The sequence below is a fragment of the Campylobacter sp. IFREMER_LSEM_CL2256 genome (genome assembly GCF_025771645.1).
Taxonomy (GTDB): Bacteria; Campylobacterota; Campylobacteria; order Campylobacterales; family Campylobacteraceae; genus Campylobacter_D.
Genome location: NZ_JAKMQQ010000001.1, coordinates 20,790 through 45,680 on the forward strand (window position 1 = coordinate 20,790; position 24,891 = coordinate 45,680).

Annotated in this window: 23 protein-coding genes and 1 riboswitch; of the genes, 16 read left to right on the plus strand and 7 right to left on the minus strand. The window is 29.6% G+C overall.

Going from position 1 to position 24,891, the window contains the following annotated elements; translation table 11 throughout:
• The 10 genes from L8U00_RS00115 (at position 1) to hpf (ending at position 11,248) form a co-directional block, all read left to right on the plus strand.
• The gene (locus L8U00_RS00115; protein WP_263708087.1) at positions 1-342 is read left to right on the plus strand and encodes a DUF6394 family protein; all 342 of its coding nucleotides are present in this window, start codon (positions 1-3) and stop codon (positions 340-342) included.
• An 8-nt stretch (positions 343-350) separates the two neighbouring features.
• A complete protein-coding gene (leuS, locus tag L8U00_RS00120) occupies positions 351-2,780 on the plus strand; it encodes a leucine--tRNA ligase (protein ID WP_263708088.1) in 2,430 nt (809 codons plus the stop codon).
• Complete coding sequence (gene lptE / locus L8U00_RS00125; protein WP_039668573.1) at positions 2,777-3,274, plus strand: LPS assembly lipoprotein LptE; 498 nt, start codon at positions 2,777-2,779, stop codon at positions 3,272-3,274. Before leuS ends, lptE begins: the two co-directional genes overlap by 4 nt.
• A gap of 1 nt (position 3,275) precedes the next feature.
• The gene (locus L8U00_RS00130; RefSeq protein ID WP_263708089.1) at positions 3,276-4,643 is read left to right on the plus strand and encodes a hypothetical protein; all 1,368 of its coding nucleotides are present in this window, start codon (positions 3,276-3,278) and stop codon (positions 4,641-4,643) included.
• Between the two features lies 1 nt (position 4,644).
• Positions 4,645-5,814, plus strand: coding sequence for a Mur ligase family protein (locus tag L8U00_RS00135; protein WP_263708090.1), 1,170 nt, complete (start codon positions 4,645-4,647; stop codon positions 5,812-5,814).
• A complete protein-coding gene (locus L8U00_RS00140; RefSeq protein ID WP_263708215.1) occupies positions 5,801-6,712 on the plus strand; it encodes a M23 family metallopeptidase in 912 nt (303 codons plus the stop codon). Before L8U00_RS00135 ends, L8U00_RS00140 begins: the two co-directional genes overlap by 14 nt.
• Positions 6,640-7,044 carry a bactofilin family protein gene (locus L8U00_RS00145; RefSeq protein WP_263682088.1) on the plus strand — a complete coding sequence of 135 codons (405 nt, stop codon included), beginning with the start codon at positions 6,640-6,642 and terminating at the stop codon, positions 7,042-7,044. Before L8U00_RS00140 ends, L8U00_RS00145 begins: the two co-directional genes overlap by 73 nt.
• Positions 7,034-9,973, plus strand: coding sequence for a DEAD/DEAH box helicase (locus L8U00_RS00150; RefSeq protein ID WP_263708091.1), 2,940 nt, complete (start codon positions 7,034-7,036; stop codon positions 9,971-9,973). The genes L8U00_RS00145 and L8U00_RS00150 overlap by 11 nt, the downstream gene beginning before the upstream one ends.
• Complete coding sequence (locus L8U00_RS00155) at positions 9,970-10,650, plus strand: 3-methyladenine DNA glycosylase (RefSeq protein WP_263708092.1); 681 nt, start codon at positions 9,970-9,972, stop codon at positions 10,648-10,650. The genes L8U00_RS00150 and L8U00_RS00155 overlap by 4 nt, the downstream gene beginning before the upstream one ends.
• Positions 10,651-10,729: 79 nt before the next feature.
• On the plus strand, positions 10,730-11,248 hold the full coding sequence (hpf, locus tag L8U00_RS00160; RefSeq protein ID WP_263708093.1) for a ribosome hibernation-promoting factor, HPF/YfiA family: 519 nt from the start codon (positions 10,730-10,732) through the stop codon (positions 11,246-11,248).
• A gap of 29 nt (positions 11,249-11,277) precedes the next feature.
• On the opposite strand, the gene L8U00_RS00165 is transcribed toward hpf, so the two are convergent.
• Positions 11,278-13,821 (minus strand): hypothetical protein, encoded by a 2,544-nt coding sequence (locus tag L8U00_RS00165; RefSeq protein WP_263708094.1) that lies wholly within the window; start codon positions 13,819-13,821, stop codon positions 11,278-11,280.
• Between the two features lie 162 nt (positions 13,822-13,983).
• On the opposite strand from L8U00_RS00165, the gene groES reads away from it, so the two are divergent.
• The 3 genes from groES (at position 13,984) to L8U00_RS00180 (ending at position 16,580) form a co-directional block, all read left to right on the plus strand.
• Positions 13,984-14,244: a co-chaperone GroES gene (gene groES / locus L8U00_RS00170; protein WP_263708095.1), complete on the plus strand. Its 261-nt coding sequence runs from the start codon at positions 13,984-13,986 to the stop codon at positions 14,242-14,244.
• 13 nt (positions 14,245-14,257) lie between these two features.
• Positions 14,258-15,895 carry a chaperonin GroEL gene (gene groL / locus L8U00_RS00175; protein WP_070256698.1) on the plus strand — a complete coding sequence of 546 codons (1,638 nt, stop codon included), beginning with the start codon at positions 14,258-14,260 and terminating at the stop codon, positions 15,893-15,895.
• Positions 15,896-16,010: 115 nt separating this feature from the next.
• Positions 16,011-16,580 carry an NUDIX domain-containing protein gene (locus L8U00_RS00180; RefSeq protein WP_263708096.1) on the plus strand — a complete coding sequence of 190 codons (570 nt, stop codon included), beginning with the start codon at positions 16,011-16,013 and terminating at the stop codon, positions 16,578-16,580.
• Positions 16,581-16,589: 9 nt separating this feature from the next.
• Here L8U00_RS00180 and L8U00_RS00185 read toward each other — a convergent pair whose 3' ends face one another.
• Genes L8U00_RS00185 through rpmB form a run of 4 tightly spaced genes read right to left on the minus strand, consistent with a single transcriptional unit; the run spans position 16,590 to position 19,361 of the window.
• Positions 16,590-17,717, minus strand: coding sequence for a methyl-accepting chemotaxis protein (locus L8U00_RS00185; RefSeq protein ID WP_263663110.1), 1,128 nt, complete (start codon positions 17,715-17,717; stop codon positions 16,590-16,592).
• Positions 17,718-17,750: 33 nt separating this feature from the next.
• Positions 17,751-17,966, minus strand: a complete 216-nt coding sequence (locus L8U00_RS00190; RefSeq protein WP_263708097.1) for a YdcH family protein — start codon at positions 17,964-17,966, stop codon at positions 17,751-17,753.
• Between the two features lie 47 nt (positions 17,967-18,013).
• Complete coding sequence (locus tag L8U00_RS00195; RefSeq protein ID WP_263708098.1) at positions 18,014-19,141, minus strand: potassium channel family protein; 1,128 nt, start codon at positions 19,139-19,141, stop codon at positions 18,014-18,016.
• A gap of 25 nt (positions 19,142-19,166) precedes the next feature.
• Positions 19,167-19,361 carry a 50S ribosomal protein L28 gene (rpmB, locus tag L8U00_RS00200; RefSeq protein ID WP_012661734.1) on the minus strand — a complete coding sequence of 65 codons (195 nt, stop codon included), beginning with the start codon at positions 19,359-19,361 and terminating at the stop codon, positions 19,167-19,169.
• A 142-nt stretch (positions 19,362-19,503) separates the two neighbouring features.
• Here rpmB and rpe point away from each other — a divergent pair, with 142 nt between their 5' ends.
• The 3 genes from rpe to thiC all read left to right on the plus strand — a co-directional run bounded on the left by rpe (position 19,504) and on the right by thiC (position 22,392).
• The gene (gene rpe / locus L8U00_RS00205) at positions 19,504-20,151 is read left to right on the plus strand and encodes a ribulose-phosphate 3-epimerase (protein ID WP_039628516.1); all 648 of its coding nucleotides are present in this window, start codon (positions 19,504-19,506) and stop codon (positions 20,149-20,151) included.
• Entirely contained in the window at positions 20,148-20,912 is a 765-nt protein-coding gene (locus L8U00_RS00210) for a 3'-5' exonuclease (protein WP_263708099.1), read from the plus strand. Before rpe ends, L8U00_RS00210 begins: the two co-directional genes overlap by 4 nt.
• A gap of 32 nt (positions 20,913-20,944) precedes the next feature.
• Positions 20,945-21,049, plus strand: a riboswitch (TPP riboswitch).
• Positions 21,050-21,093: 44 nt separating this feature from the next.
• Entirely contained in the window at positions 21,094-22,392 is a 1,299-nt protein-coding gene (gene thiC, locus L8U00_RS00215; protein ID WP_263708100.1) for a phosphomethylpyrimidine synthase ThiC, read from the plus strand.
• A 27-nt stretch (positions 22,393-22,419) separates the two neighbouring features.
• Here the strand turns inward: thiC and L8U00_RS00220 are convergent, their stop codons facing one another.
• Both L8U00_RS00220 and nrfH read right to left on the minus strand, forming a co-directional pair.
• Positions 22,420-24,237 carry an ammonia-forming cytochrome c nitrite reductase subunit c552 gene (locus L8U00_RS00220; protein WP_263708101.1) on the minus strand — a complete coding sequence of 606 codons (1,818 nt, stop codon included), beginning with the start codon at positions 24,235-24,237 and terminating at the stop codon, positions 22,420-22,422.
• Between the two features lie 16 nt (positions 24,238-24,253).
• The gene (nrfH, locus tag L8U00_RS00225; RefSeq protein WP_263708102.1) at positions 24,254-24,748 is read right to left on the minus strand and encodes a cytochrome c nitrite reductase small subunit; all 495 of its coding nucleotides are present in this window, start codon (positions 24,746-24,748) and stop codon (positions 24,254-24,256) included.
• Positions 24,749-24,891 lie beyond the last annotated feature (143 nt).

Here is a 24,891-nt window from a genome sequence, read left to right on the forward strand (position 1 = left end):
ATGAATTGGGGTAAGGTTATTTATATCTTTTTTGCTCTAATGAGCTTAACTATAACCGCAGGATTTTTATATGATCAAAATGAAGTTGCTTTATTTATTGCAGCTTGTGTGAATTTAATTTCTACTTTATTGAAAATTGGGGTTAGAAATTTCTTAGCAGCTGAATTATTTGCTAGTTCTTTGGTGGCTGATTTGCATTTAATTCCAGCTTTTGCTTTAATACAAATTAATCCAGAAGCTAATGTTATGGTTTATACTTTAGCAATTGGTGCTTTGATAGCTAATATCTTTTCAATGATTTTAGTTATAGTTGATTCAGTAAAAAATCAAGAAGAAAATTAGGAGTTAAAATGGCATATGAAGCAGGTAAAATAGAAAAAAAATGGCAAAAAATTTGGCAAGAAAAAGAATATTTTGAACCAAAAGATGATTTTTCTTTGCCAAAAAAATACATTTTATCTATGTTTCCATACCCAAGTGGTAGAATTCATATGGGACATGTGAGAAACTATAGCATAGGTGATGCTATGGCTAGGTATTATAGAAAAAAAGGTTTTAATGTCTTACATCCTATAGGTTTTGATAGTTTTGGTATGCCTGCTGAAAATGCTGCAATTAAACATGGTATCCATCCTAAAAAATGGACTTATGAAAATATTGATTATATGCAAAATGAACTTGCATCTTTGGGCTTTTCTTTTTCTAAAAAAAGAATGTTTGCTACTTCTGATCCTTTATATACTAAATTTGAGCAAGAATTTTTTATCAAAATGTATGAAAAAGGACTTGTTTATACTAAAGAAGCTGAAGTTAATTGGTGTGAGAATGATAAAACAGTCTTAGCAAATGAGCAAGTTGAAGATGGCAAATGTTGGCGTTGTGGACATGAAGTCATTAGAAAAAAAATGCCAGGATACTATGTAAAAATTACCGCTTATGCAGATGAATTATTGCAAGATCTTAAAAAATTAGAAGGAAAATGGCCAAGTCAAGTTCTAACTATGCAAGAAAATTGGATAGGTAAAAGCACAGGACTTAGTTTTGATTTTGATATAGAAGAAAATGATAAAATCAGTGCAAAAAAGATCAATGTTTTTACAACAAGAGCTGAGACTATTTATGGAGTGTCTTATATTGCTTTAGCACCTGATCATGAAATAGTAAATGAATTAATTGATAAAAAATTACTAGATCAAGATGTTATAGCTAAAATTCAAAATATACAAAATCAAACACCGCGCCAAAGACAAGCTGCACCAAAAGAAGGATATTTTTTAAATCTTTATGTAATCCATCCACTAAGCAAAGAAAAAATTCCTTTATGGGTGGCTAATTTTGTTTTAAGTGATTATGGTAGTGGGGCTGTTATGAGCGTGCCTGCTCACGATGAAAGAGATTATGAGTTTGCAAAAACTTATAATTTGGCTATAAAAAAAGTAATTTATAAAGATGAGAATGACGCACAATGCTACACTTTAAAAGAAGGCGTTTTAACTAATAGTGGCGAATTTGATCAATTAGAATGCAATGATGCTAGAGAAAAAATTAGTTTAAAAATTGAATCTTTGGGTATTGGTAAAAAGGTTACTAATTTTAAAATTCGTGATTGGGGTGTTTCTAGACAAAGATATTGGGGAGCTCCTATACCAATGATTAAGTGTGACTCTTGTGGCATAGTTCCTCAAAAAATAGAAAATTTACCTATTACCTTGCCTGAGGATGTGGTGATAAATGGAGAAGGAAATCCACTTGATAAGCATGAAACATGGAAAGAGTGCGTTTGTCCAAAATGTGGTAAAAAAGCGCAAAAAGAAAGCGATACTTTAGATACTTTCTTTGAAAGTTCTTGGTATTTTGCGCGTTTTGCAAGTGATGATAAAACATGGCAAGAAAAAGCAGTAGATGAAAAAAGTGTTAATTATTGGATGAATGTTGATGAATATATTGGTGGGATTGAACATGCGATATTGCATTTACTCTATGCTAGATTTTTCCAAAAAGCACTTAGGGATTTGGGTTATTTAAAAGATGATGAGCCTTTTAATAGACTTTTAACCCAAGGAATGGTCACTAAAGATGGTGCTAAGATGAGTAAGTCCAAGGGGAATGTGGTTGATCCTGATTATATTATAGAAAAATATGGAGCAGATAGTGCAAGATTATTTATATTGTTTGCTGCACCACCTGCTAAAGAACTTGAATGGAACGATAACGCATTAGAAGGTGCGTTTAAATTTATCAATAGGCTTTATGAAAAGGCTATGAGTTTAGAATGTGGAAAAATACAAGAAATTGATCATCAAAGTTTAAATAAAGAAGAAAAATATGCTAGATTAAAAGTATATGAAGCTTTGAAAAAATCTTTCGAAGTTTATGAAGAAAGCTTTGCCTTTAATACCTTAATAGCTGCATGTATGGAGGCTTTAAATGCTTTAAATGCTATAAATCATAAAGAAGTTTCAAAAGAAGCTTTTTATATTATTTTAAATATCTTAGAGCCTATCATCCCTCATGTTTGTTTTGAACTTAGTGAGCATTTATTTAAATGTGAAAATTTTAAAGTATTAAAAATAAAAGATGAGGTTTTTATAAAGGATAGCTTTAATATAGCTATTAGTGTTAATGGTAAAAAAAGAGCACAGATTGAAATAAATTCAGAAGCTAAAGAAGATGAGATTTTAGCTTTAGCTAAAGAAAATGTCGCAAAATGGCTAGAAGGAAAAACTATAGTAAAAGAAATTTATATTGACAAGAAATTAGTAAATTTGGTGATTAAATGAAAAAATATCTAGTGTTGTTTTTTGCTTTTTTCATCATAGCTTGTGGATATATTCCCTCTTCGCAGATGGCAAGTAGGGTTTTGGGTGAAAATGTATTTTTAAAAATCAATATTAGCAAACAAGATCCTGAAAACAGTGTTTACATAACAGACATTCTAAGAGAAGCCATGCTTAATAAGCTTGGTAGAAAAATCACAGATGAGTATAATGCAGATAGTTCTATTATAGTCACGATGAAAAAGTTAGAATTTCATCCTATGGTTTATGATAAAAATGGTTATGTGATTAATTATAAAGCAGAGCTTTATTTGGAGTTTGTGTTGCGTTATAAAAATGGCAAGGAAGAAATTGTAAATACTAAAGGAAGTTATAATTTTGATATTAATCCAAACTCTATCATCAGTGATCAAGCAAGATTTGAAGCAATTAAAAATGCATCAAGTGAAGCTTTTGATGAATTTGTTTCTATTATAGCTATTAGGGGTTATAAATAAAATGGCAAGTCATATCAATGAAATTGCAAAAGAAACATTGATAAAACTAAAAGAGCGTAAGTTATATCCAACTCCTGAAAATTATAGCGAGGTGTTTGAAGAGTGTGCTAAAAAAGCAGGAGTGATGAGTTCAAATAAAGCCAGAATAGAAAAATACACCAATCTTTTAGATGATTCTTACAAGCAAGAATTAAAAGGAAAAAGTATTCGAACTATTGATGAGTTTTTGATGTTTTTAGTCTCTAGGCTCAATAGACAGGTAAGTAGAAAATATGAAGATGTTTATGCTTTGCTTGGCTTAATCATTCAACAACTTAGTATTAGTAAAGATAAAAAAATTAAAGAGCTTGCTCAAATTACTCAACACAGATTATCCCAAGCTATGGATTTAGAAACCATATATCTTTTAAGAGCTAAATGGAAAGAACTTGAAAAATCTTATGAAGATGGAGAACTTTTAAAAAAATTAGAAGAATTTAATATCCGAGCTTTTTTGGATTTTCATGCTTTAATAGAAAAACTTATCACTATGCTAAAAGAACGTTCTTATGAAAAACAAGCTGAACTTTTACTAGCTTCTTTAGAACCTTTATTTGGTGAGAGTAAAGAAGTAGAGCAATTTAAGCAAAAATTAAAAGAAAATCCTAGATTGATTGCTAGAAAAGAATTTGCACATGAATATTGTTTGATGCTACAAAAAAAAGAAGCAATAGATAAATACTATATACAAAAAAATCTTTCTTTTTTCAATCAGCATTTAGAAAGCCTAAATGAAATGGTTTCAAAGCTTTATGATAATAGCCAAGAAGATGTGAAATTTATTAATGCTTTAACTAAAGATGAAAATGGTAATGTGCAGATTAATTTTGATACATTAAAAGATAAGCTTTTGTATGCAAACGAGCAAATAGCTCAAATTAAAACACAAATTCAAGCTACAAGCGATGATGAGCAAAGAGAACAATGGAGTCTTGCTCAAGAGCTTAAAAAACTTGATGAAAATTATAAGCTTTATGCGGTTAATTATGCTTTATCTTTCTTTAAAATCAATGATATAGAACATGTTATTAATGCTTATGGTATTGATAGTTTTAAGACTATTAGCGGGAAGTTTAAAAAAATCCTCAAAGACTTATGTAAAAATTTAGCTGAAATTTGGATTTTAGATGAAAGTTCTTATTTAATTGTTTTTCCGGGTAAAAGCTTAGAAGATGCTCAAATCTTTACGGAAAAAGCTTTGAAGCTTATAGATGATTATAAATTTATTTATAAAGAAGAAGTAGTTAGACTTGTTTTATCATCTTCTTGTATAGAAAAAAAAGAATTTCCAGATGGTGATATTTTAAAAGAATTAATGCAAAAAGCTTAGTATGAAATTCCAGCAAACACTTTCACAAAAAACTATGCATGTACAAAAAATCAGTAGATTTTTTATGTTTAGTATGTATGAAAAATATAAAAAATTTATCCCAAAAACTAAAAATATTCAAATTATTGGCACTAATGGCAAAGGAAGCACAGGTAGATTTTTAGCGCTTTTACTCTTAGAGCAAGGATGTAAAGTAGGACATTATACTAGTCCTCATATTTTTGAATTTAATGAAAGATTTTGGTTAAATGGAAAAATTACAGGCAATGAGCTTTTAGAAAAAGCACACGAAGAATTAGAAAGTGTTTTTTTAGATGATGTGAAAAAACTTAGCTATTTTGAGTATGCTACATTTTTAGCATTTTTTGTTTTTAAAGATTGTGATTATGTGATTTTAGAAGCTGGAGTAGGTGGAGAGTACGATGCTACAAGTGTTTTTGAGATAGATTTTAGTATTTTTACTAAAATAGGTTTTGATCATCAAGATTTATTGGGTAAAAACTTAGATGAAATAGCAAGAACAAAATTAAAAGCCATGAGTGCTAAAGCTTTAATTAATCATAAGCAAGAAACAAAAGTATTAAATTTGGCTCAAAAAATAGCAAAATTAAAACAAGCTAGTTTAGATATTAGTGCGTTAGATGAAAACAAGGCTATTTATCCTTATGTGCAAAAATATATTCAAAAATATAATTTAGCAACTTTTTTAAAAGATAATCTTTTTTTAGCCTTAGAAGCTTTTTCTAAAATTTATGCCAAAAATGAAAAAGAATTGATTTGCAGCATTAGTAATTTGCCAAAACTTGATTTAAAAGGAAGGTGTGAGCAAATAAGTCAAAATATTTTTGTTGATGTAGGCCATAATGAAATGGCAGCTTTAACTTTAACTGAAATTTTCAAGGAAAAAAAAGTTCATTTAGTTTATAATTGCTTTTTAGATAAAGATTCTTATAAAATTTTAAGAGCTTTAAAGCCTATAATAAAAATAGTTGAAATTTATGAATATGAAAGCAAAGACAGACCTTTAGCAGGCTCTGTTTTACTAGAAAATTTAGAAAAATTAGATATTGCTTGTCAAAAATTTGAACAAATAAAAAAAGATGAGTTGTATTTAGTTTTTGGTTCTTTTGTATTGGTAGAAAATTTTTTAAGAGGCTATAATGAAAGATAAATTTACGCTAACTATCACAGATGTAAATGGTTCTAGACATTTTTTATTAAGTCAGATTATAAAAAAAGTAATTATTTATTTTACTTCTTTTGTTTTTGTTGTTATAGTTTTGGGTGCTTTATATATTAATTATTTAGCAGATAAGCGTTCAGAGCTTTTAAAAGAGCAAGAAGCATTGTCAGCAAAAAATACTAAATTATTTTCTCAAAATGAAAGTATGCAAAAAAGTTTAGAGGAAAAAACAGCCTTATATGATGAACTCCAAACTCAACTTGCAGATATTGAAGAAAATTTAGGTTTAAAGCAAGATGAGGGTTTGGATATACCAGAAAGATTGGAAAAAGTTAAACTTACTAACGATCAAGCTTATTTATTTTTAACACAAATTCCAAATGGCCATGTGATAGAAGATAATGGAATCACAGGTAATTTCGGATGGCGTCATCATCCTATATTAAATAAAAAAGAGTTTCATCCAGGTATTGATTTAAGAGCAGCTTTAAATACTCCTATTTATGCACCGGCAAATGGAGTGGTTGAGTATGCTGCATATAGTAATAATGGTTATGGTTATTCAGTGATTTTGATTCATAATTTTGGCTTTAAAACGGTATATGCACATATGATGCGCAAAGATGTTGTTAAGGCAGGGCAATTTGTAAAAAAAGGTGATTTGCTTGGATATACAGGAAATACCGGTCTTTCTACGGGACCACACTTACATTATGAGGTTAGATTTATTAATAAACTTTTAGACCCTAAAATTTTTATAGATTTAAACCGAAAAAATTATGAACAAATATTTGATAAAGAAAGGAGAGTTCCATGGCAATCTTTAATAAAGGCTCTATTGCTACAGTATCCGAAACTACAGTCATTTCAAACGGAGCAAAAATAGAAGGAAAATTTTATTTTGACTCTATGCTTCATTTAGATGGAGAGATTACAGGTGTGATTGATTCTTCTAATGTGATAGTGATAGGTAAAAGTGGTGTTTTAAAAGGACAAGTTAAGGCAAGTAAGATAGTGATTAATGGGGTTTTTGAAGGAGAAATGCAAGTTGATTCTTTGGAAATTTTATCCGGTGGTGTGCTTAATGGTAATATCATAGTTAAACAATTAAGCATTGAAAATGGCGGAAAATTTAATGGAAGCAGTAAAATAATTGAAAAAGACGAAGAACTTGCAACTATTGATGTGAGCATAGAAAATTCAGAAAATGCAAGCTAAATTATATGAATATTTATTAAGTAACAAAACTGAGTTAATAGTTTGTGAGAATGATAAAGAAGCAGATGAGTTAGCTCAAGTTTGTTTATTTTTAAATTTAAAAACTTTCGTTTTACCTGATTTTAGAGCAGAATTTGGTAGTGACTTGCGCTCTTTTTCTAAAGAGCTTTTTGAAATTTGTAAAGTTTTAAATGCTTATCACAAAGAAGATGAAAATAAAATTTTAATTTCTCCTATAAAAACAATTTTGCAAAAGTTACCGGGTAAAAAGCATCTAAAAAACATTATTCTTAAAAGAAATTCGCTTCTTGTTTTAGAGAAATTTAAAGAAGAAATTTTACATAGTGGGTATGAGTTTGTGGATATAGTTCAAGATAAGGGTGAAGTTTCAATACGCGGGGATATTATAGATATTTTTGCGATTAATGAAGAACAACCTTTTAGAATTTTGCTTTTTTCAGATGAGATAGAAAGTATAAGATATTTTGATATTCATACACAAAAATCAATCCCAAATGAACTTTCAAAAATTGAAATTTGTCCATTTTTAAGTGCTTTTAATCAAGAGCAATATGAAAATTTACAAGAAAAAATTCAAAATTTTCAAAGCCAAAGTATTATTAATGATGTTAATTCTTTAGGATTTTGGTGTGTTGATGATTTTTGTGATTATTTAGATTTAAATTTCATAAGCATAAAAAAATTTGATGTAAATGATTTTGAAGAAGATATTAGTAAAATTAATCAAAATATTTTACCTGAACCAAGATTTTGTAAAGATTTAGTAAGTTCTTATAATCATGATTTTTTCACTTTTCACAAAGATAAAAAAATTACTATTTTGGCAAAAAATGAAGCTTTGTTTAAAGCTTTAAATTTACAAGAATTTTCAAATATTAAATTAAAAATATCTCAAGAAAGAATCAACCTAATCACTCAAGATGAGCTTATTATCTCTTTAAATAAAAAAGAAAAAAGTAAAAGAGTTAGAAAAGCAAGTTTGGTAATAGATGAGCTTAGAGTTGGGGATTTTGTTGTACATGGAGATTATGGTATAGCTAAATTTTTAGGTCTTGAGATTATTATAATTGCAGGAGCAAAAAAAGAATTTGTCGCTCTTGGGTATTTAAATAATGATAAGCTTTTATTGCCTGTTGAAAATTTGTATATGATTGATAAATATATCGGTGCAAGTGGTGGTGTGCCTTTACTTGATAAGCTTGGAAAAGGAAGTTTTCTAAAAATCAAAGAAAGATTAAAAGAAAAATTATTTGCCATTGCTTCAAATATAGTTTCTTTAGCAGCGGCTAGAGCTTTGATAAAAGCAAAAGAATTAAAAATTTCTCAAGAATTACAAGATGAATTTATCAATAAAGCAGGATTTTTTTACACTAAAGATCAAAGTCAAGTTTGTCAAGAAATCACTCAAGATTTAAAAAGTATGCAGGTGATGGATAGGCTTTTAAGTGGCGATGTGGGTTTTGGTAAAACAGAAGTTGCTATGAACGCTATATTTACTTGTGTAAAAAGTGGTTATACGGCTTTATTTTTTGTGCCAACTACTTTACTTTCAGCCCAGCATTTTAAAACCTTAAAACGAAGATTTGATTCTTTTGATATAGAGGTTTTTAAGCTAGATCGTTTTACTAGTGCTAAAGAAAAAAAACAAGTTTTAGCATTTTTAAAAGAAAATAAGCCCTGTGTAGTGGTTGGAACGCATTCTCTTTTAGGGGTTGAGTGTGAAAATTTGGGTTTAGTCGTGATAGATGAGGAGCATAAATTTGGTGTAAAACAAAAAGAAAAACTCAAGGAACTAAGTAAAAATTCACATATTCTATCTATGTCGGCAACGCCTATACCAAGAAGTTTAAATCAAGCTCTTAGCTCTTTAAAGTCATATAGTGTTTTACAAACTCCACCTGAGGATCGTTTGGATGTGCGTACCTTTGTTAGAGAAAGTAATGACGCTTTGATTAAAGAAGCTATTTCAAGAGAATTAAGAAGAGCAGGACAGATTTTTTATATACACAATCATATAGCAAGTATTGATGGGTGTAAAAAATATCTTTTAGATTTGTTTCCAAATTTAAAAATTTTAATCTTGCATTCTAAAATTGATGCAAAAATTACTGAAGAAGAAATGATTAAATTCGAAAATAAAGAATATGATTTATTGCTTTGTACTTCTATAGTTGAAAGTGGTATTGATTTGGCAAATGCAAACACTATCATAGTAGAAAATTCAGATCGCTTTGGTATGGCTGATTTGCACCAACTTAGAGGAAGAGTAGGGCGTAGTGCTAAGCAAGGATATTGTTATTTTTTGATTGAAGATAAGGAAAAAATCACAAAAGATTCTTTAAAAAGACTTACGAGTTTAGAGAGTAATTCTTATTTGGGCTCAGGAAGCGTACTTGCTTATCATGATTTAGAAATTCGTGGTGGTGGAAATTTATTAGGTGTGGATCAAAGTGGACATATAGAACAAATTGGTTATAGTTTATATCTTAAAATGTTAGAAGATGAAATTAATAAGCTAAGCAAAAAAGAAGAAATTAAAGAGAAAAAAATAGATCTAAAGCTTAATATCAATGCCTTTTTAAATAGTGAGTATATTGGTGAAGATCGTTTGAGATTAGAGCTTTATAGAAGACTTAGTAAATGTATGAGTGTTAATGAAGTCTATGAAATAGAAAGTGAGATGAATGATCGTTTTGGTAAGCCTGATATCTTCACAAAGCAGTTTTTGGATTTAATCATCATAAAAATTTTAGCTAGCAAGCATTATAAACTAGTGAGTAATTATGAGCAAAATATTTGTTTTGTAAAAGATGATGAGAGTAAGGAAGTCATTAAGGCAAAAAGCAAAGACGATGATGATGTGATCGAGGCTATTTTGATGCATTTAAGAAAGAGTGAAAAAGCATGAGCGGATATGAAATTTTTAAAGCTTTAGTTAATGCAAATATCAACTATAACGATTTTGAATGGCTAGAAAATAATACTTTAAGCGAGTTTGAAATTTTAATTTCTGTAGTTTTAACCCAAAATACAAACTGGAAAAATGTATTAAAAGCTTTGACAAATTTAAAACAAGCAAATATTACTAAGATAGAAGATTTATTAACTTTAAGCACTCAAGATTTAGCGCTTTTAATAAAGCCAAGTGGATTTTATAATACCAAAGCAAAATATATTAAAAATTTCGCTCAAAAATATTTCCAAGATTTTAATTCTTTTGAACTTTTTAAAGAAGAAGTAGATAGAGAATGGCTTTTGAGTATTAAGGGTTTTGGTCAAGAAAGTGCAGATGGAATTTTAAATTATATATGTAAAAAAGAAGTTTTGGTAGTTGATGCTTATAGTGCAAAAATAGCTAATTATTTAGGTTATGAGTGTCAAAGTTATGATGAATTAGCAGATTTTTTAAAAAAAGGCATAGCTAAAAATCAACAAGAATTATGTGTTTTACTAAAAAAAGAATGTAAACTATACGAGCTTTATCAAATTTTTCATGCTTTAATTGTTTCTTTTTGTAAAACACACTTTCAAGGTAAAAAACTTTCAGTAGATGGCGCACTTATTTTAGATCCTTTAAAATTTTAAATTTATTTTTTATTTAAAAAGTTATTTTTTTTACGATTAAAGTGCTATAATGTATTTAACTTCATAAAAAGGAGAAGTAATGAATACAAGTATAGTTGGAAAGCAATTTGAGCTAACTGAGTCTATAAAAGAGTATGTGGAAAAAAGCTTTGATGCTTTAAGTAAATATGGCTTAGATGTGATTTCTGTGCGTTGTGTTATAAGTGCTGATGAAAGGCATGGAAAGAAAGGATTTTGGGCTGAATTTAGCATTAACTTAGCTGGTATTAATACAGTGGTTGTAAAGCAAAAAGATAAAGACTTATACGCTGCTATAGATTTAGCTATTGATAGAATTTCTAAGGTTTTAAGAAGATTACATGATAAAAATATTACCCATAAGCATCAAGATGAGATAAAAGAAAATTTAGTATTGCCAAGTGTGATTGAGGAAGATGAGATAGTTCCAACAGAACTTGAGCTATATAAACCTTTAGAAATTGAAGAAGCATTAGAAAAGCTAAAAGCAAGTAAGGATATATTTTTAGTTTTTAATGACATAGATGCAAAAATGAGGGTGCTATATAAGAAAAAAGATGGTAAATTTGGTTTATTTTAAAAAATCTAGCCTTTTTAAGGCTAGATGTATTAGAAGAGTTTGTTAAAGATTTTATCTATTGCCTGATCTACTTTTTTACCTGTGTTTTTAGCACCATCACTAGCATTTCCACCTATTGTATTAACAATAGAATTTACAACACTTTTTGTATCAAGACTTACTTTAGGATCTTGTGTTGTTCCTTTTATAATTCCTTTGAAATTTGCTCTATCAATAACGATATTAAAAGGAATGTTTAATTTAGTGCTTTTTGTATCAACTTTGCCTTTGCTGATGTTTATATTACTTCTATCAGCCACTAGGTTTAAATTTAAATCTATAAGATTTTTATTGATATTTATTTTAGCTTCACCGTTGCGATATACATCTTGAGTGATATCTTTTTGTAAAAGTAGCATTAAAGCACTTGTGATGAGGTTTTTCTTAAGTTGTCCATCGGCTAAGTTTATTAGCACCACACCGCTTTCTTTTAAAAGATTGTAGTCAATACTTAAATTTGATTTTGCTTGGTAATAATCAGGCAAATCTAAACTTTGAGCTAAATTTGAAAGATCAGTATTTTGCATTTTAGCGTTAAAAATATTATTTTTTAAAATGGCATTTAATGAGCCATTAAATATATTTTTACTATTAACGCTTGCATCTATTAAAGCGTTTTTAAAATCAAATTTTCCTTCAAAATCAGCCTTGCCTTTTAAGTTTCTATCGACTAAAAATCCTAGCTTAGAAAAATCTTGCAATGATATATTATAAGTGCTTGCTAGAGCCATTTGATTAAGATCAAAATTTCCTTTTAATGAGTTAATATTTGCAAATGAACTTAGAGCTTTAGCATTAAAATCAATGATTGATTTAGAAATTTTTCCATCAAGATTGATTTTTGCTGAAGTATTCTTTGGAAATTTTTTATCCAAAAGCTTGGATAATTCTACTTCATTAAAAGAAGAATTAATAATGGCTTTAAAATCACCATTAATATTGTTAAAATCAAGTGTTTTTAAATCAATATCAGCATTTACATCGCCAAATGCTAAAACTTTTTGTCCTATCAAAGGAAAAAGTTGTTCTAATTTTATATTATTAACCTTTGCTTGTAAACTTTTTCCATTAGATTTCGCATTGATAAGTCCTTGCATGATTTTAATATTTGCATCAAGATTTTGAATTTGATTTGCCTTAAGATCAACTTTGGCATCTAAATTTAAAGGTCCATTGAGATCTTGCTTGGTTAAAGGTTTTAATTTGTTAAGATTATCTACAAAAGCACTAATTTGTGCTTTTAAATCTTTGTTTGTAAGATTATAAGAGCCTTTTAGCTGAGGTATTTTTGCTATGTTTGAATCAAGCAAAGCTTCATAATCAATCAAAGAATTTTTCGCATTTGCTTTAGCTTGTAGATTAAAAGTTGTTTTTGGAAAATCAAGATTGCTTAATTTTTTAAATTCTATAACATTTATATTTGCATTGTTTAACCTAGTATTTAGATTGAAATTTTTAAAATCAAGTCCTTGCGCTTTTAAATCTAAAATTAATTTAGAATTAATAAAAGCAGGCATAGAGATAGTCTTTAAAAGCTCTGCTACTTCTATATCAGTTGTGTTGATATTAAGATTATTATTTTCTAAAATAGCTTTTAAGCTACCACCAAATCCCAGCAAGTTAGCATCTAATTTTTGTAATTGATTGCTTGCAAAAAGTAAATTACCTTGAATTTGACTTTTGCCTTGGAGTTTCATTTTAGCTAAAGATGAAAATTGATTAAAATCATCTATTTTGATGTCAAAATCACTAGTTAAGCTTTGTTTTGCTATATCATAAATACTTTTTTGTGTATAAAGTTTGAAGAAGTTGCTTAAAATTTCACTTTTAGATATAACTTCATTGTTTTGGATTAAAGATCTTATTTCACCCTTTATATAGCTTTGTTTTGGTAAGCTTAGATTAAAATCTTTTTCAATTAGAGCATTGTCGATAGAACTTGTGTAAAAATTAATCAAAGCATTACCATTTGGTTTTAAATCTTTAGCTTGTATATCACTTATAATACTAATTTTTCCTTGAGCATATCTTGGTAGATTAGCAAAATCTAAAATTTGAGCTAAGTCTATATTTTTTCCAATAAATTCAAGATTTATAGGAGAAAAATCAACTATTTTTGCATCTAAGCTAAGATTAGAATCAAATAAAAATCCATTACCTTTTACTGAAAAATCGCTACTTTTACCTACAACATCACCCTTGAATGTAAAATCTTTATCGCTTTTTAAGCCAAGTTCTTGAATATAATTTTGTTTAAGTCCTAAAAGATAGTTTAAATCAAATCCTAGTCTTAAAGGCGATATACCACCTTCTATATTAGCAAAAAATTTATCATCAATATTTGCTTTAATGTCAAGTTGTGAAAAACTAATTTTAAAATTTTCAAATTTAACATTCATACCGCTTTTTTGAGCAATTATCGTTTCGATTCTTGGCTTTAAAAAAGCATTACCCATACTTGTAAATAATAATGTATATATAGCTAATAATGCCACGCACACTACGCCTAAAAGAATGTAAAGAATTTTTTTCATGAGAAACCTTTATAATAATATATCATAAAAATTTAGTGTAATAGACTAAACTTATATGATATATTTTACTTAATTTATTGACAATTAACTTTCTTTAATGTATAATTCTATCACTCAAAAACAAAGAGTGCTAAAAATAGCACATTTTAGAAAGGATAAAAAATGAATTTTCAACCTCTAGGAAAGCGTATTTTAGTAAAACGCTTAGAAGAAATGAAAACTACTGCTTCTGGGATTATTATACCAGATAATGCTAAAGAAAAACCATTAAATGGTGAAGTTGTTGCAGTGAGTAAAGAAATAGAAGATATTAAAGTAAATGATAAAGTAATGTTTGCAAAATACGGCGGAACTGAAATAAAACTTGATAATGAAGAGTATTTAGTTCTTAATATTGATGATGTTTTAGGGATTATTAAATAAAAAAGGATAAAAAATGGCAAAAGAAATATTTTTTTCAGATGAAGCAAGAAATAAACTTTATGAAGGTGTTAAAAAACTTAATGATGCAGTAAAAGTTACCATGGGACCACGTGGTCGCAATGTATTAATCCAAAAAAGCTTTGGTGCTCCAACTATCACAAAAGATGGTGTGAGTGTGGCTAAAGAAGTAGAATTAAAAGATTCTTTAGAAAATATGGGTGCTTCTTTAGTTAGAGAAGTAGCTAGTAAAACAGCTGATCAAGCAGGCGATGGAACAACAACGGCAACAGTTTTAGCGCATGCTATTTTTAAAGAAGGTTTGAGAAATATCACAGCAGGTGCTAATCCTATCGAAGTTAAAAGAGGTATGGATAAAGCTTGTGAAGCTATAGTAGCTGAACTTAAAAAACTTTCTCGTGAAGTTAAAGACAAAAAAGAAATTGCTCAAGTTGCAACAATTTCTGCAAATTCAGATGAGAAAATCGGAAATTTAATCGCTGATGCTATGGAAAAAGTTGGAAAAGATGGTGTTATCACTGTTGAAGAAGCAAAATCAATCAATGATGAATTAAATGTGGTTGAAGGTATGCAATTTGATAGAGGTTATTTAAGCCCATATTTCATTACAAATACTGAAAAAATGACAGCTGAATTGCAAAATCCATTTATTTTGTTATTTGATAAAAAAATTGCTAATTTAAAAGATTTATTACCAATTTTAGAGCAAATTCAAAAAACAGGAAAACCACTTTTAATTATAGCTGAAGACATTGAAGGTGAAGCTTTAGCAACTTTAGTTGTAAATAAATTAAGAGGTGTTTTAAATATTTCAGCAGTTAAAGCTCCTGGATTTGGCGATAGAAGAAAAGCTATGCTTGAAGATATCGCTATTTTAACAGGTGGTGAAGTGATTTCTGAAGAACTTGGAAGAACTTTAGAAAGTGCTAGTATCCAAGATTTAGGTCAAGCTTCAAGCGTGATTATTGACAAAGATAATACAACTATTGTAAATGGTGCAGGTGAAAAAGCAAATATTGATGCAAGAATTAATCAAATCAAAGCTCAAATTGCTGAAACAAGCTCAGATTATGATAGAGAAAAACTACAAGAAAGACTAGCTAAGTTAAGCGGTGGTGTAGCGGTGATTAAAGTTGGTGCTGCTACTGAAACTGAAATGAAAGAGAAAAAAGATAGAGTTGATGATGCATTAAGTGCTACAAAAGCTGCTGTTGAAGAAGGTATAGTAATAGGCGGTGGTGCTGCATTAATCAAAGCAAAATCAAAAATCAGCTTGAATTTGCAAGGTGATGAGGCTATTGGTGCTGCTATTGTAGAAAGAGCTTTAAGAGCGCCTTTAAGACAAATTGCTGAAAATGCTGGATTTGATGCTGGTGTAGTTGTAAATACAGTAGAAAATAGTAAAGAAGAAAACACTGGTTTTGATGCTGCAAAAGGTGAATATGTAAATATGCTTGAAAGCGGTATTATCGATCCTGTTAAAGTAGAAAGAGTGGCTTTACTTAATGCAGTTTCAGTAGCTAGTATGCTTTTAACAACTGAAGCTACAATTAGTGAAATCAAAGAGGATAAACCTGCTATGCCTGATATGAGTGGCATGGGCGGTATGGGAGGCATGGGTGGTATGATGTAATACCATCTTTTTGCTGCTTTTGAGTTGCTTTTTATATAAAGCAACTCACTTTTTTTATTTTTCTGCACTGATTTTTATTTTTGTTATAATAGATGTAAAATTATAAGGATTTTACATGAAAAACTTACAAGAAGAGCGATTTTCCAACTCAAAATACATTAAACCTAAAAGATATACTTATATAGGCAAAGATAATAAAAAATATACTTGGGATTTTATAGAAGCATTAGATAGTGTTTCTGTTTTTTTATATCATACTCAAAAAGATTCTTTTGTCTTTGTAAAACAATTTAGAATTCCTTTATGGGATTATCAAAAACGTAATGATTTAAAATTAGATGAGATGGGATTTAGCATAGAGCTTTGTTCAGGACTTGTTGATAAAAATTTGAGTTTAGACGAAATAGCTAAAGAAGAATGTATTGAAGAGCTAGGTTATACTCCTAAGGTTGTAAAAAAAATAGGAGAGTTTTATACAGGTTTTGGTTCAGGTGTAAGTAGACAGTTTTTATTTTATGCTGAAATTACCGAAGATGATAAAACTGGTCATGGTGGTGGAATTGATGGAGAGGATATTCAAGCAGTATGGATAAAAAGAAAAGACTTTGAAAAATTTTCTAAAGAAAATCCTATCAAAACCCCTTTACTTGAATATGCGTATTTGTGGTTTAAAGGTAAGAATTAATCTTACCTTTTATTTTTCTTCTTTATTTTCAATGTTTGGGTCTTTTTCATCAAGCATTTCTTTAAAGATTACAAATAAATCTTCAGAGGCTTTTTCAGCATTTGAGCATTTATCTAGAATTTGATTTTGAACTAATTCATTGCCTGTATTTTCATTATGTGCCAAGGCAACAGCTTGGTTGATATTTTCATGCACCTTTTGGTGTGGTAAATTTAACTTACCAAAAGCTCTTCCACTAGAAAATCTTTCTTTGCCCACACCTGCAATCCATTTTGCAAGTCTACAACTTAAATGATCAGAGAGTGCTTTACCTGAAGCATGAATGATTTCATTATAACCATTTAATTTAAAAGCAACATGATCTAATTTTGCTAAGGAAACAAAAATTTCAGAAGCAATACGTTTAGCGTGCGAGCTAGTTGAATTTGCATTAGAGATTAATTGAGCAAAATTACTAGAGAATTTTATAATATGTTCATTTGATTCTAATGATACTTTTTCTACTTGTTCACTTTGTCCATACATTTCATCTGCATTTTGCTTTAATAGATTAATATTTAATTCTACTTCAGAGGTCGCTTTTTGTGTTTTTTCAGCAAGTTTTCTAACTTCATCAGCAACAACAGCAAAACCTCTGCCGTGTTCTCCTGCTCTAGCAGCTTCAATTGCGGCATTTAGTGCTAAAAGATTAGTTTGATCAGATACATCTTTGATTAAGTTAATAACATTAGTGATTTCATCAACACTGCGGTGTAAATTACCTGCTGTATCTCTTGAACGGTTAGCTGATTCAATAATGCTTTGAAGTGAAGATATAATTGAATGCGTAATTGCATTTAATTCTTGCATATCTTTTAATGATGAGTCAGAATACTGGGAAATCATTTCAGCTTTATTTACATTTTCTTGCATATCGCCTTGTACATTTGAAATGCCTTTTAACACTCCAGTTAATAACATCTCCAAAAGACGAGTTTCAAGTGCAGTTTTCCCGCAATCTTCTTGAAGTTGCTTTTCGTATTTTTCGATTAATTCTTGTTTTTCTAAAAGAAGTTTTTTGTTTTCTTCTTCTAGTTCTTTGATTTTATTTTGTAAATCTTCAAAGTCTTGTTTTGATTGACTTTTTTTTCCAAACATAGTTTTTCCTTGAAAGTTAAAATTAGAAAGAAATTATTTTTTATAATTTGATAAATAAGTGTTTAGCTCATCTTTTAATCTTAGTTTTTCTTTTTTAAGATTTGCAATTTCCAAGCTATCTAGATGAATTCTACCTTCTTCTGCGTCTTTGATTTTGTGATCAAGTTCATTGTGCTCTTCAAACAATTTATCAAAGTGCATGTCTTTACCTTTTAGGTCAGTAATTAAATCTCTAAATTCATGTAGCATATAAGCCTCCTTTTTAAAATTAATATTTGATTATAGCTTAAAATAAGTTAAATATATTTTAACTCATCGGGTTTTTGCTTGTTTTTTATAATCTTTTTGGCTATTTTTATGCTATCTGCTGTACCTACGATTAATAATTTTGCTCCAGTACCTATTAAAGTATCACCTCTTGGCATAGGTGTGAATTTTTTATTTTCTAAAATTCCTACTATACTTACGTTTGCCATATCTCTTAAATGAATTTCTTTTAATCTTTTAAATCTCACCCACGATTCATCAGGAATTTTAACCTCTTCTAAATCAATAGGGCTATTTTTTTTATAAAGATAATTTTCTAATAAATTTTCCATATCTGGTCTTGCTGACATCGCACTAAGTCTTTGCGCGACTAATTTTGTAGCAGAAACAATAGAATTTGCTCCAAGTTTTTTAAGTTTTTCTGTTTCATCTTCGTTGCTTGAACTAGCTAGTATAAAATAAGGATTAATTCTTTGTAGTTCTTTTTCAAATAATCTTACTGAGGCAATGATAGCAATATTATCTGCTATGTTATTACTAAGGGTTATTACGCCTTTTGCGCTAGAAAGATTGGTTTTTAAAAAGGCTGTATTAGTATGAGGTGCGCTTTCTATATAATAAGGATAATTATATTTTTTGGCAATCTCGCTGAAATTTTCAACTTCATCAACCACAACAAAAGGAATATGATTTTCTCTAAATTGCTGTGCTAATTCTATGGTAAAATCATTATGGTAGCATATTACAAAATGATTTTTTAATCTTGCAACTTTATGCAGCATTCTTCTTTCCTTGATGATTTTAGACAAAACACCTTTTTTTACTATTTCTATTACTAAACCCATACAAAAAGTAAATATTGTAAAAGTTAATAGTACATATACAACAGTAAAAATTCTACCCGCTGTTGGTATGGGATTAACTTCAGTATAACCCAAAGTGGTAAAAGTCATACCGGCTTGATAAATAGCATCGTTAAGGTTGTAATTACTTGTGAGCATATAACCAAAAGCCCCAATTAATGTCATAATAACAACGGCAATAAGAGGAATTCTTAAAAATTTAAGTTGCTCATAAAGCTCATCATTGAGATTAATTGAAGGTTTTGGAGAGGGAGACCAATTGAGGAATTTTTGTAGCTTTTTTAAAAAAGACATAGTAATTCCTCATTTACATTAAGGATTATTTACTACTTTGCTTTTTAAGTGTTCTTAAAGTTGAAGCAGCAACTCTAACTTTTCTAGTAGTTCCATCTTCTAAAGTAATACGAACTGTTCTTAAATTTGGCAAAAAGCGTCTTTTAGTTTTATTGTTAGCATGGCTAACATTGTTACCTACCATAGGTCCTTTTCCTGTAATTTGGCAAATTCTTGACATAAATTTTCCTTATGAAATAAAAATAATTTTTAGCATTGTATCTAAAACAAGCTTAAAAAATTCAAATATTACCAAAAATACATAAAGAAAATTTGATAATAAGTATGATAAAATTATTTTTTACTTTTATTGGAGATATGAAATGTATGTAGCACCAAGTTTATTGTCTGCAAATTTTTTAAATTTAGAAAATGAAATTAAAGAAGTGTCTCAAGCAGGGGCTGATTTATTGCATATTGATGTGATGGATGGGCATTTTGTACCAAATCTTACTTTTGGTCCTTGTGTGGTTGAAAATATTTCAAAAATTACTTCAGTGCCTTTAGATGTGCATTTAATGGTACATAATGTTAGCAGTTTTGTAGATTTATTTATCCCAATAAAGCCAAAATTTATCAGCTTTCACTTAGAAGCTGAAAATCATCCTATTAGAGTGTGTGAGTATATAAGAAAAAATGGCATTCATCCTGCTATTGTTTTAAATCCACATACTCCAGTTTCAAGTATAGAGCATATTTTAGAATTTGTAGATATGGTGCTTTTAATGAGTGTTAATCCAGGCTTTGGTGGGCAAAGCTTTTTGCCGTTAGTGTATGATAAAATTCGACAGTTAAGAGAAATGATAGATAGAAAAAATCTTAAAGTTTTTATAGAAGTAGATGGTGGGGTAAATGGCTTAAATGCGCCTGATTTGGATGAAGCAGGAGCTGATATTTTAGTTGCAGGTAGTTATATCTTTTCCTCGCAAGATAAAAAAACAGCAATCAATTCTTTAAAGCTTGAATTTTGAGTCAACAACAAATCGATGATTTAATCATCAAGCTAAGTAAAGAAAACAAACCTTTTCCTTGGGTTTTAAAAGAGCTTGCAAAAATAGAAGAATTAAATCATTATGATTTTGATTTATATGTTTTTGAGCTTTTAGGACTAGGAGTCGAGCTTAATGCACAAAATTGTTTGTGTTTGAAAAGCAAAAATACAAAAATAAAAGATGAGATTTTTTGTGTTGTAGATATTGAAAGCACCGGTGGGATAAAAAGTGGTCAAATTTTAGAAATAGGTGCAGTGAAAATTCAAAACTGTAAAGAAATTGATAGATTCGAGAGTTTTATAAAAGTAGAAAGCATACCTGAAAATATTACAGAATTAACAGGGATTAGTTTGGATATGGTAGAAAATGCACCTTCTTTAAAAACTGTGTTAAATGATTTTAAATTATTTTTAAAAGATAGCATTTTTGTAGCACATAATGTGCGTTTTGATTATCATTTTATATCTAAAGCTATGTATGAAAATGATTTTGGAGTGCTTTTAAATAGAAGATTATGTACAATTGATTTAGCTAAAAAATGCATTGAAAGTCCCAAGTACGGCCTTGATGCTCTAAAAGAGTTTTTGTGTATTGAAAGTAAGCATCATAGAGCCTTAAGTGATGCTTTGGCTGCAAGTGAAATTTTAAAATACTGTCTTAAAAAAATTCCTTTTTATATAAAAACTACCGAAGAATTGTTACATTTTAGCAAGCAAGCTAAAAATCAAATAAAAAAATAAACTTTGTTTTGTATTTATTGCTATACTTGCTTTGCATAAATGACGGGAGCTTGTGATACAGGCTGAGAGTAAGCTAAAAGCTTAGACCGCACCAGAACTAGGTAATGCTAGCGTTGGGATAATTTATCAACTACTCACATACCCTTCATTTATCCAAATTTTATTTTAAGGATAAATTTAAATGAAAACTCAAATGTCTTATGCAAAAGAAGGAATTTTCACAAAACAAATGCAAATTGTTGCACAAAAAGAGCAAGTAAGTGAAGATTTTTTGCTTGAAAATATAACATGTGGAAAAATTATCATTCCTGCAAATATCAACCATAAAGCACTAGACCCAAATGGTATTGGCTATGGACTCAAAACAAAAGTAAATGTAAATTTAGGTGTTTCAAATGATTGTGTAGATTATAGCGAAGAAATGAAAAAAGTAGAATTGGCTCATAAATTTAATATAGAAGCTATTATGGATCTTAGTAATTATGGTAAAACTAGTCGTTTTAGAGATGAGTTAATTGCTACTTCAAAAGCTATGATAGGCACTGTGCCTGTTTATGATGCGGTTGGATTTTTAGAAAAAGATTTAAAAGATATTAAGGCAAAAGATTTTTTAGATGTAGTATATCATCATGCTAAAAGTGGAGTGGATTTTATGACAATTCATGCAGGGATAAATTCTCGTGCTGCTAGGGTTTTTAAAGAGTGCGATAGGATTACTAATATAGTTTCAAGAGGAGGATCAGTTCTTTATGCTTGGATGCAAATGAATGATGCTGAAAATCCATTCTATGAATATTATGATGATTTGCTTGCTATATGTAAGGAATTTGATGTGACACTTTCTTTGGGCGATGCGCTAAGACCTGGTTGTACTCATGATGCAAGTGATGGAGCTCAAATTGCTGAACTTATCGAACTTTCGTTATTAACTAAAAGAGCATGGGCTCAAGATGTACAAGTAATGATAGAAGGACCTGGCCATATGGCTATTAACGAAATAGAAGCTAATATGCAACTTGAAAAAAGAATTTGCAACGGCGCGCCTTTTTATGTTTTAGGACCATTGGTTACTGATATAGGTGCAGGATATGATCATATAAGCGGAGCGATCGGTGGAGCAGTTGCAGCGGCAGCTGGTGCTGATATACTTTGCTATGTAACTCCTGCTGAGCACTTAAGACTTCCAAATTTAGAAGATGTAAGAGATGGTATAGTAGCGACTAAAATAGCAGCTCATGCAGGAGATATAGCCAAGCTTCCTAAAGAAAGAAAAATAGATGATGAAATGAGTAAAGCTAGACAAGATATTGATTGGGAAAAAATGTTTAAATTGGCAATTGATGGAGAAAAGGCTAAGAAAATGTTTAATGAAAGAAAGCCTGAAGAACTTAATTCTTGTTCAATGTGTGGAAAAATGTGTGCTATGAACACTATGAATAAAATTTTAAAAGGTGAGGATGTAAGTTTGATAAAAGAATAAACCCTCGATTATGAGGGTTTAGTTTGATTAATCTATTACTTTATAATTATAAGGTTTTAGATTTTTATCATCTTCAAGAAGTTTTGCTGGTGGATTACCATTTACTTCTTGGTGTTTATAGTAGCGATCTCCTGCTTTGTTGCCATCTATATCTACTTTATAGTGAATTTCACCTGGATTTAATTTTTGAATATCTTCAAAACCTAAATTTGAAGTTTTGAAATCTTTAATACCATTTTTGGCCGCAATTTCTACTAATTTAGTTTGTCCTTGTCTTGACATATCAACTGATTGTAAAAGCATTCTTGAAGCTTCTCTAGGATTGTGGAATCCTGTTGAGTTTTCAGCACCTACAAAGTCTGCTCTTACTTGAGATTTTCTATGAAGTTCTAATACTTCTTTTAATTCAGCTGAAATTTTAGCATCATCTGCTTTGCCATTAGTTTGAAATTTAGGCATTTTTCCAAGCTCTGCGCGAATAGTTTCTACATCTTTAATCAAGCTTACTAAAGAATATTCAGCTGTTCTTAAATCATGAGCTACTGAATTTTGAATATCTTTTACTTGTTTAGCTAGATAGCTTTCGCTTTGAGTATGGCAAGTTTTACAAGCTGAGTTAATATCAACTAAAGGTGAAGTGATGTTATGGTTGGTAACTTTTTTTGCACCTTTTCTAATATAAGGCATGTGACAATCTGCACAACTTACACCGTTTGCAGCATGTACTCCACCACTATAAAGTTCGCTTTCTGGGTGTTGAATTTTTAACATAGGCGCTTTAGTGATTTTATGAACCCAATCACTTGAAAAATTTTCTCTATTTTTTTCATAATAATCATCAAACATTTCTATTCTAAATGGCTCACCTTTTTTCCACTCACTCCATGGATAGGTTAACTCTATACCATCAACCTCAATTTCAATTGGTTTATTTCCATCTCTCCAAGAGTCAAACTCATCGTAAGTTTTTTGTGTACCATTCCACCATTTTTTAGAACTATCATTAGCTATGCTTTCTCCAATAGTTTTTACTTTAGTACCTGTTGGTTTGAAATAATACTCAACGTGACATTGAGAGCATACTAAAGTTCTCATCTCGCTTCTTGAAGCTTTAATGCCTTGTTTTTCATCTGCCTCATAGCCTCTTGAAATTAATGCATTAATTAAAGCTGGTCTTGTAAGTCTTAAACTCATATCTGTTGGGTTGTGACAATCTGCACATGTTACACCCATTCTTTTTCCACCGTGAGGTCCACTGTGCTCAGGCGAGTTTTCTTTAGCTCCATTTACCGCAGGAATTGTTTTAATCATAGTCCAATATTTTGCAGAGTTAAATGCCACCCAATCACCTTTTGCAGTGTTGTTTAAAAGCCAAGGAGTCCATCCGCTATGGCAATTCATACAAGCTGTTGGTTGGCCACCAAATCCTGCAAAGCCATGTGCATTTAAGAAATCTTTGTTATTTCTAGCTGTATCCATTTGATCTACTTGAACCCAAAAGTGTCCTCTTTCTTCATTAGCATCAATGCTAAATGGATAACCCGCCCAAAGAACAGTTAGTTGTGGATAGCGGATTAGTTTTGAATAAGCTAAATTTCCACCAAATTCTGTTGCATTAGGTGCTTGTTTTTCCACTGCTGTATGCATATCTAAATAATCAGGAAAATTCTTTCCCCAATAATCAAAAGTAGGGTTTTCATCGCCAAGTTTTACAATTTCTTGAGAAATGATTCCACCTACTGAATCATTTGTTTTAGCTGTGATATCTTGATTTAACCACAATACGCCCGCAATAGCTACTATAGTAGCACTTATAGCACTATATAAAATGCCTTTATTATTCATTAATTACTCCTTTCATTTAAAATCCTCTCTTATGGCCAACACCTTGGTGACAAGATACACAACTTAAGGAATTATCTTTATGTGGATCTAGAGTAGGGTTGATAGTGTTGCTCGCAATTTCTTTATGACATTCTATGCAGTTATTTTGGACTATTTCTTTACTTTTTGCATTTGCACTTAAATGCGTAGGTAAAGAATCAAGTTTAAAAGTAAATGCATAAGCATGTCCTAAACCACTTTGAGCTTTAGCAATCCATTTTTCAAAAAAGCTATGTGGTAAATGACAATCATTACAGGTTGCTCTTGGTTTACCATCAACTTCTTTAGAGTGTGAAGCTTTTAAATAATCATTATAAACTTCGTTCATAATATGACAATTATTACAGCTTTCACTGGCATTGCTAAAATAAGAAGTGCCTTTAGCATTATGGAAAGTATACATTCCAACTCCTGCTAAAATTACAAGCAAGAAGAGGAAAACAGCAAAAAGTTTTGAGTTTGCTTTTTTCAAAGTCTCTCCTTTGAATGAAATTTAAGTTACAAGAACTTAAGTATAATTATATTGCATTATAAAACATAAAAAGTAAATATAAGTTTATTAATCATTTATTATTTTTTTAATAAGAGAAAAAAAGTATTATTTTTTTTATATAA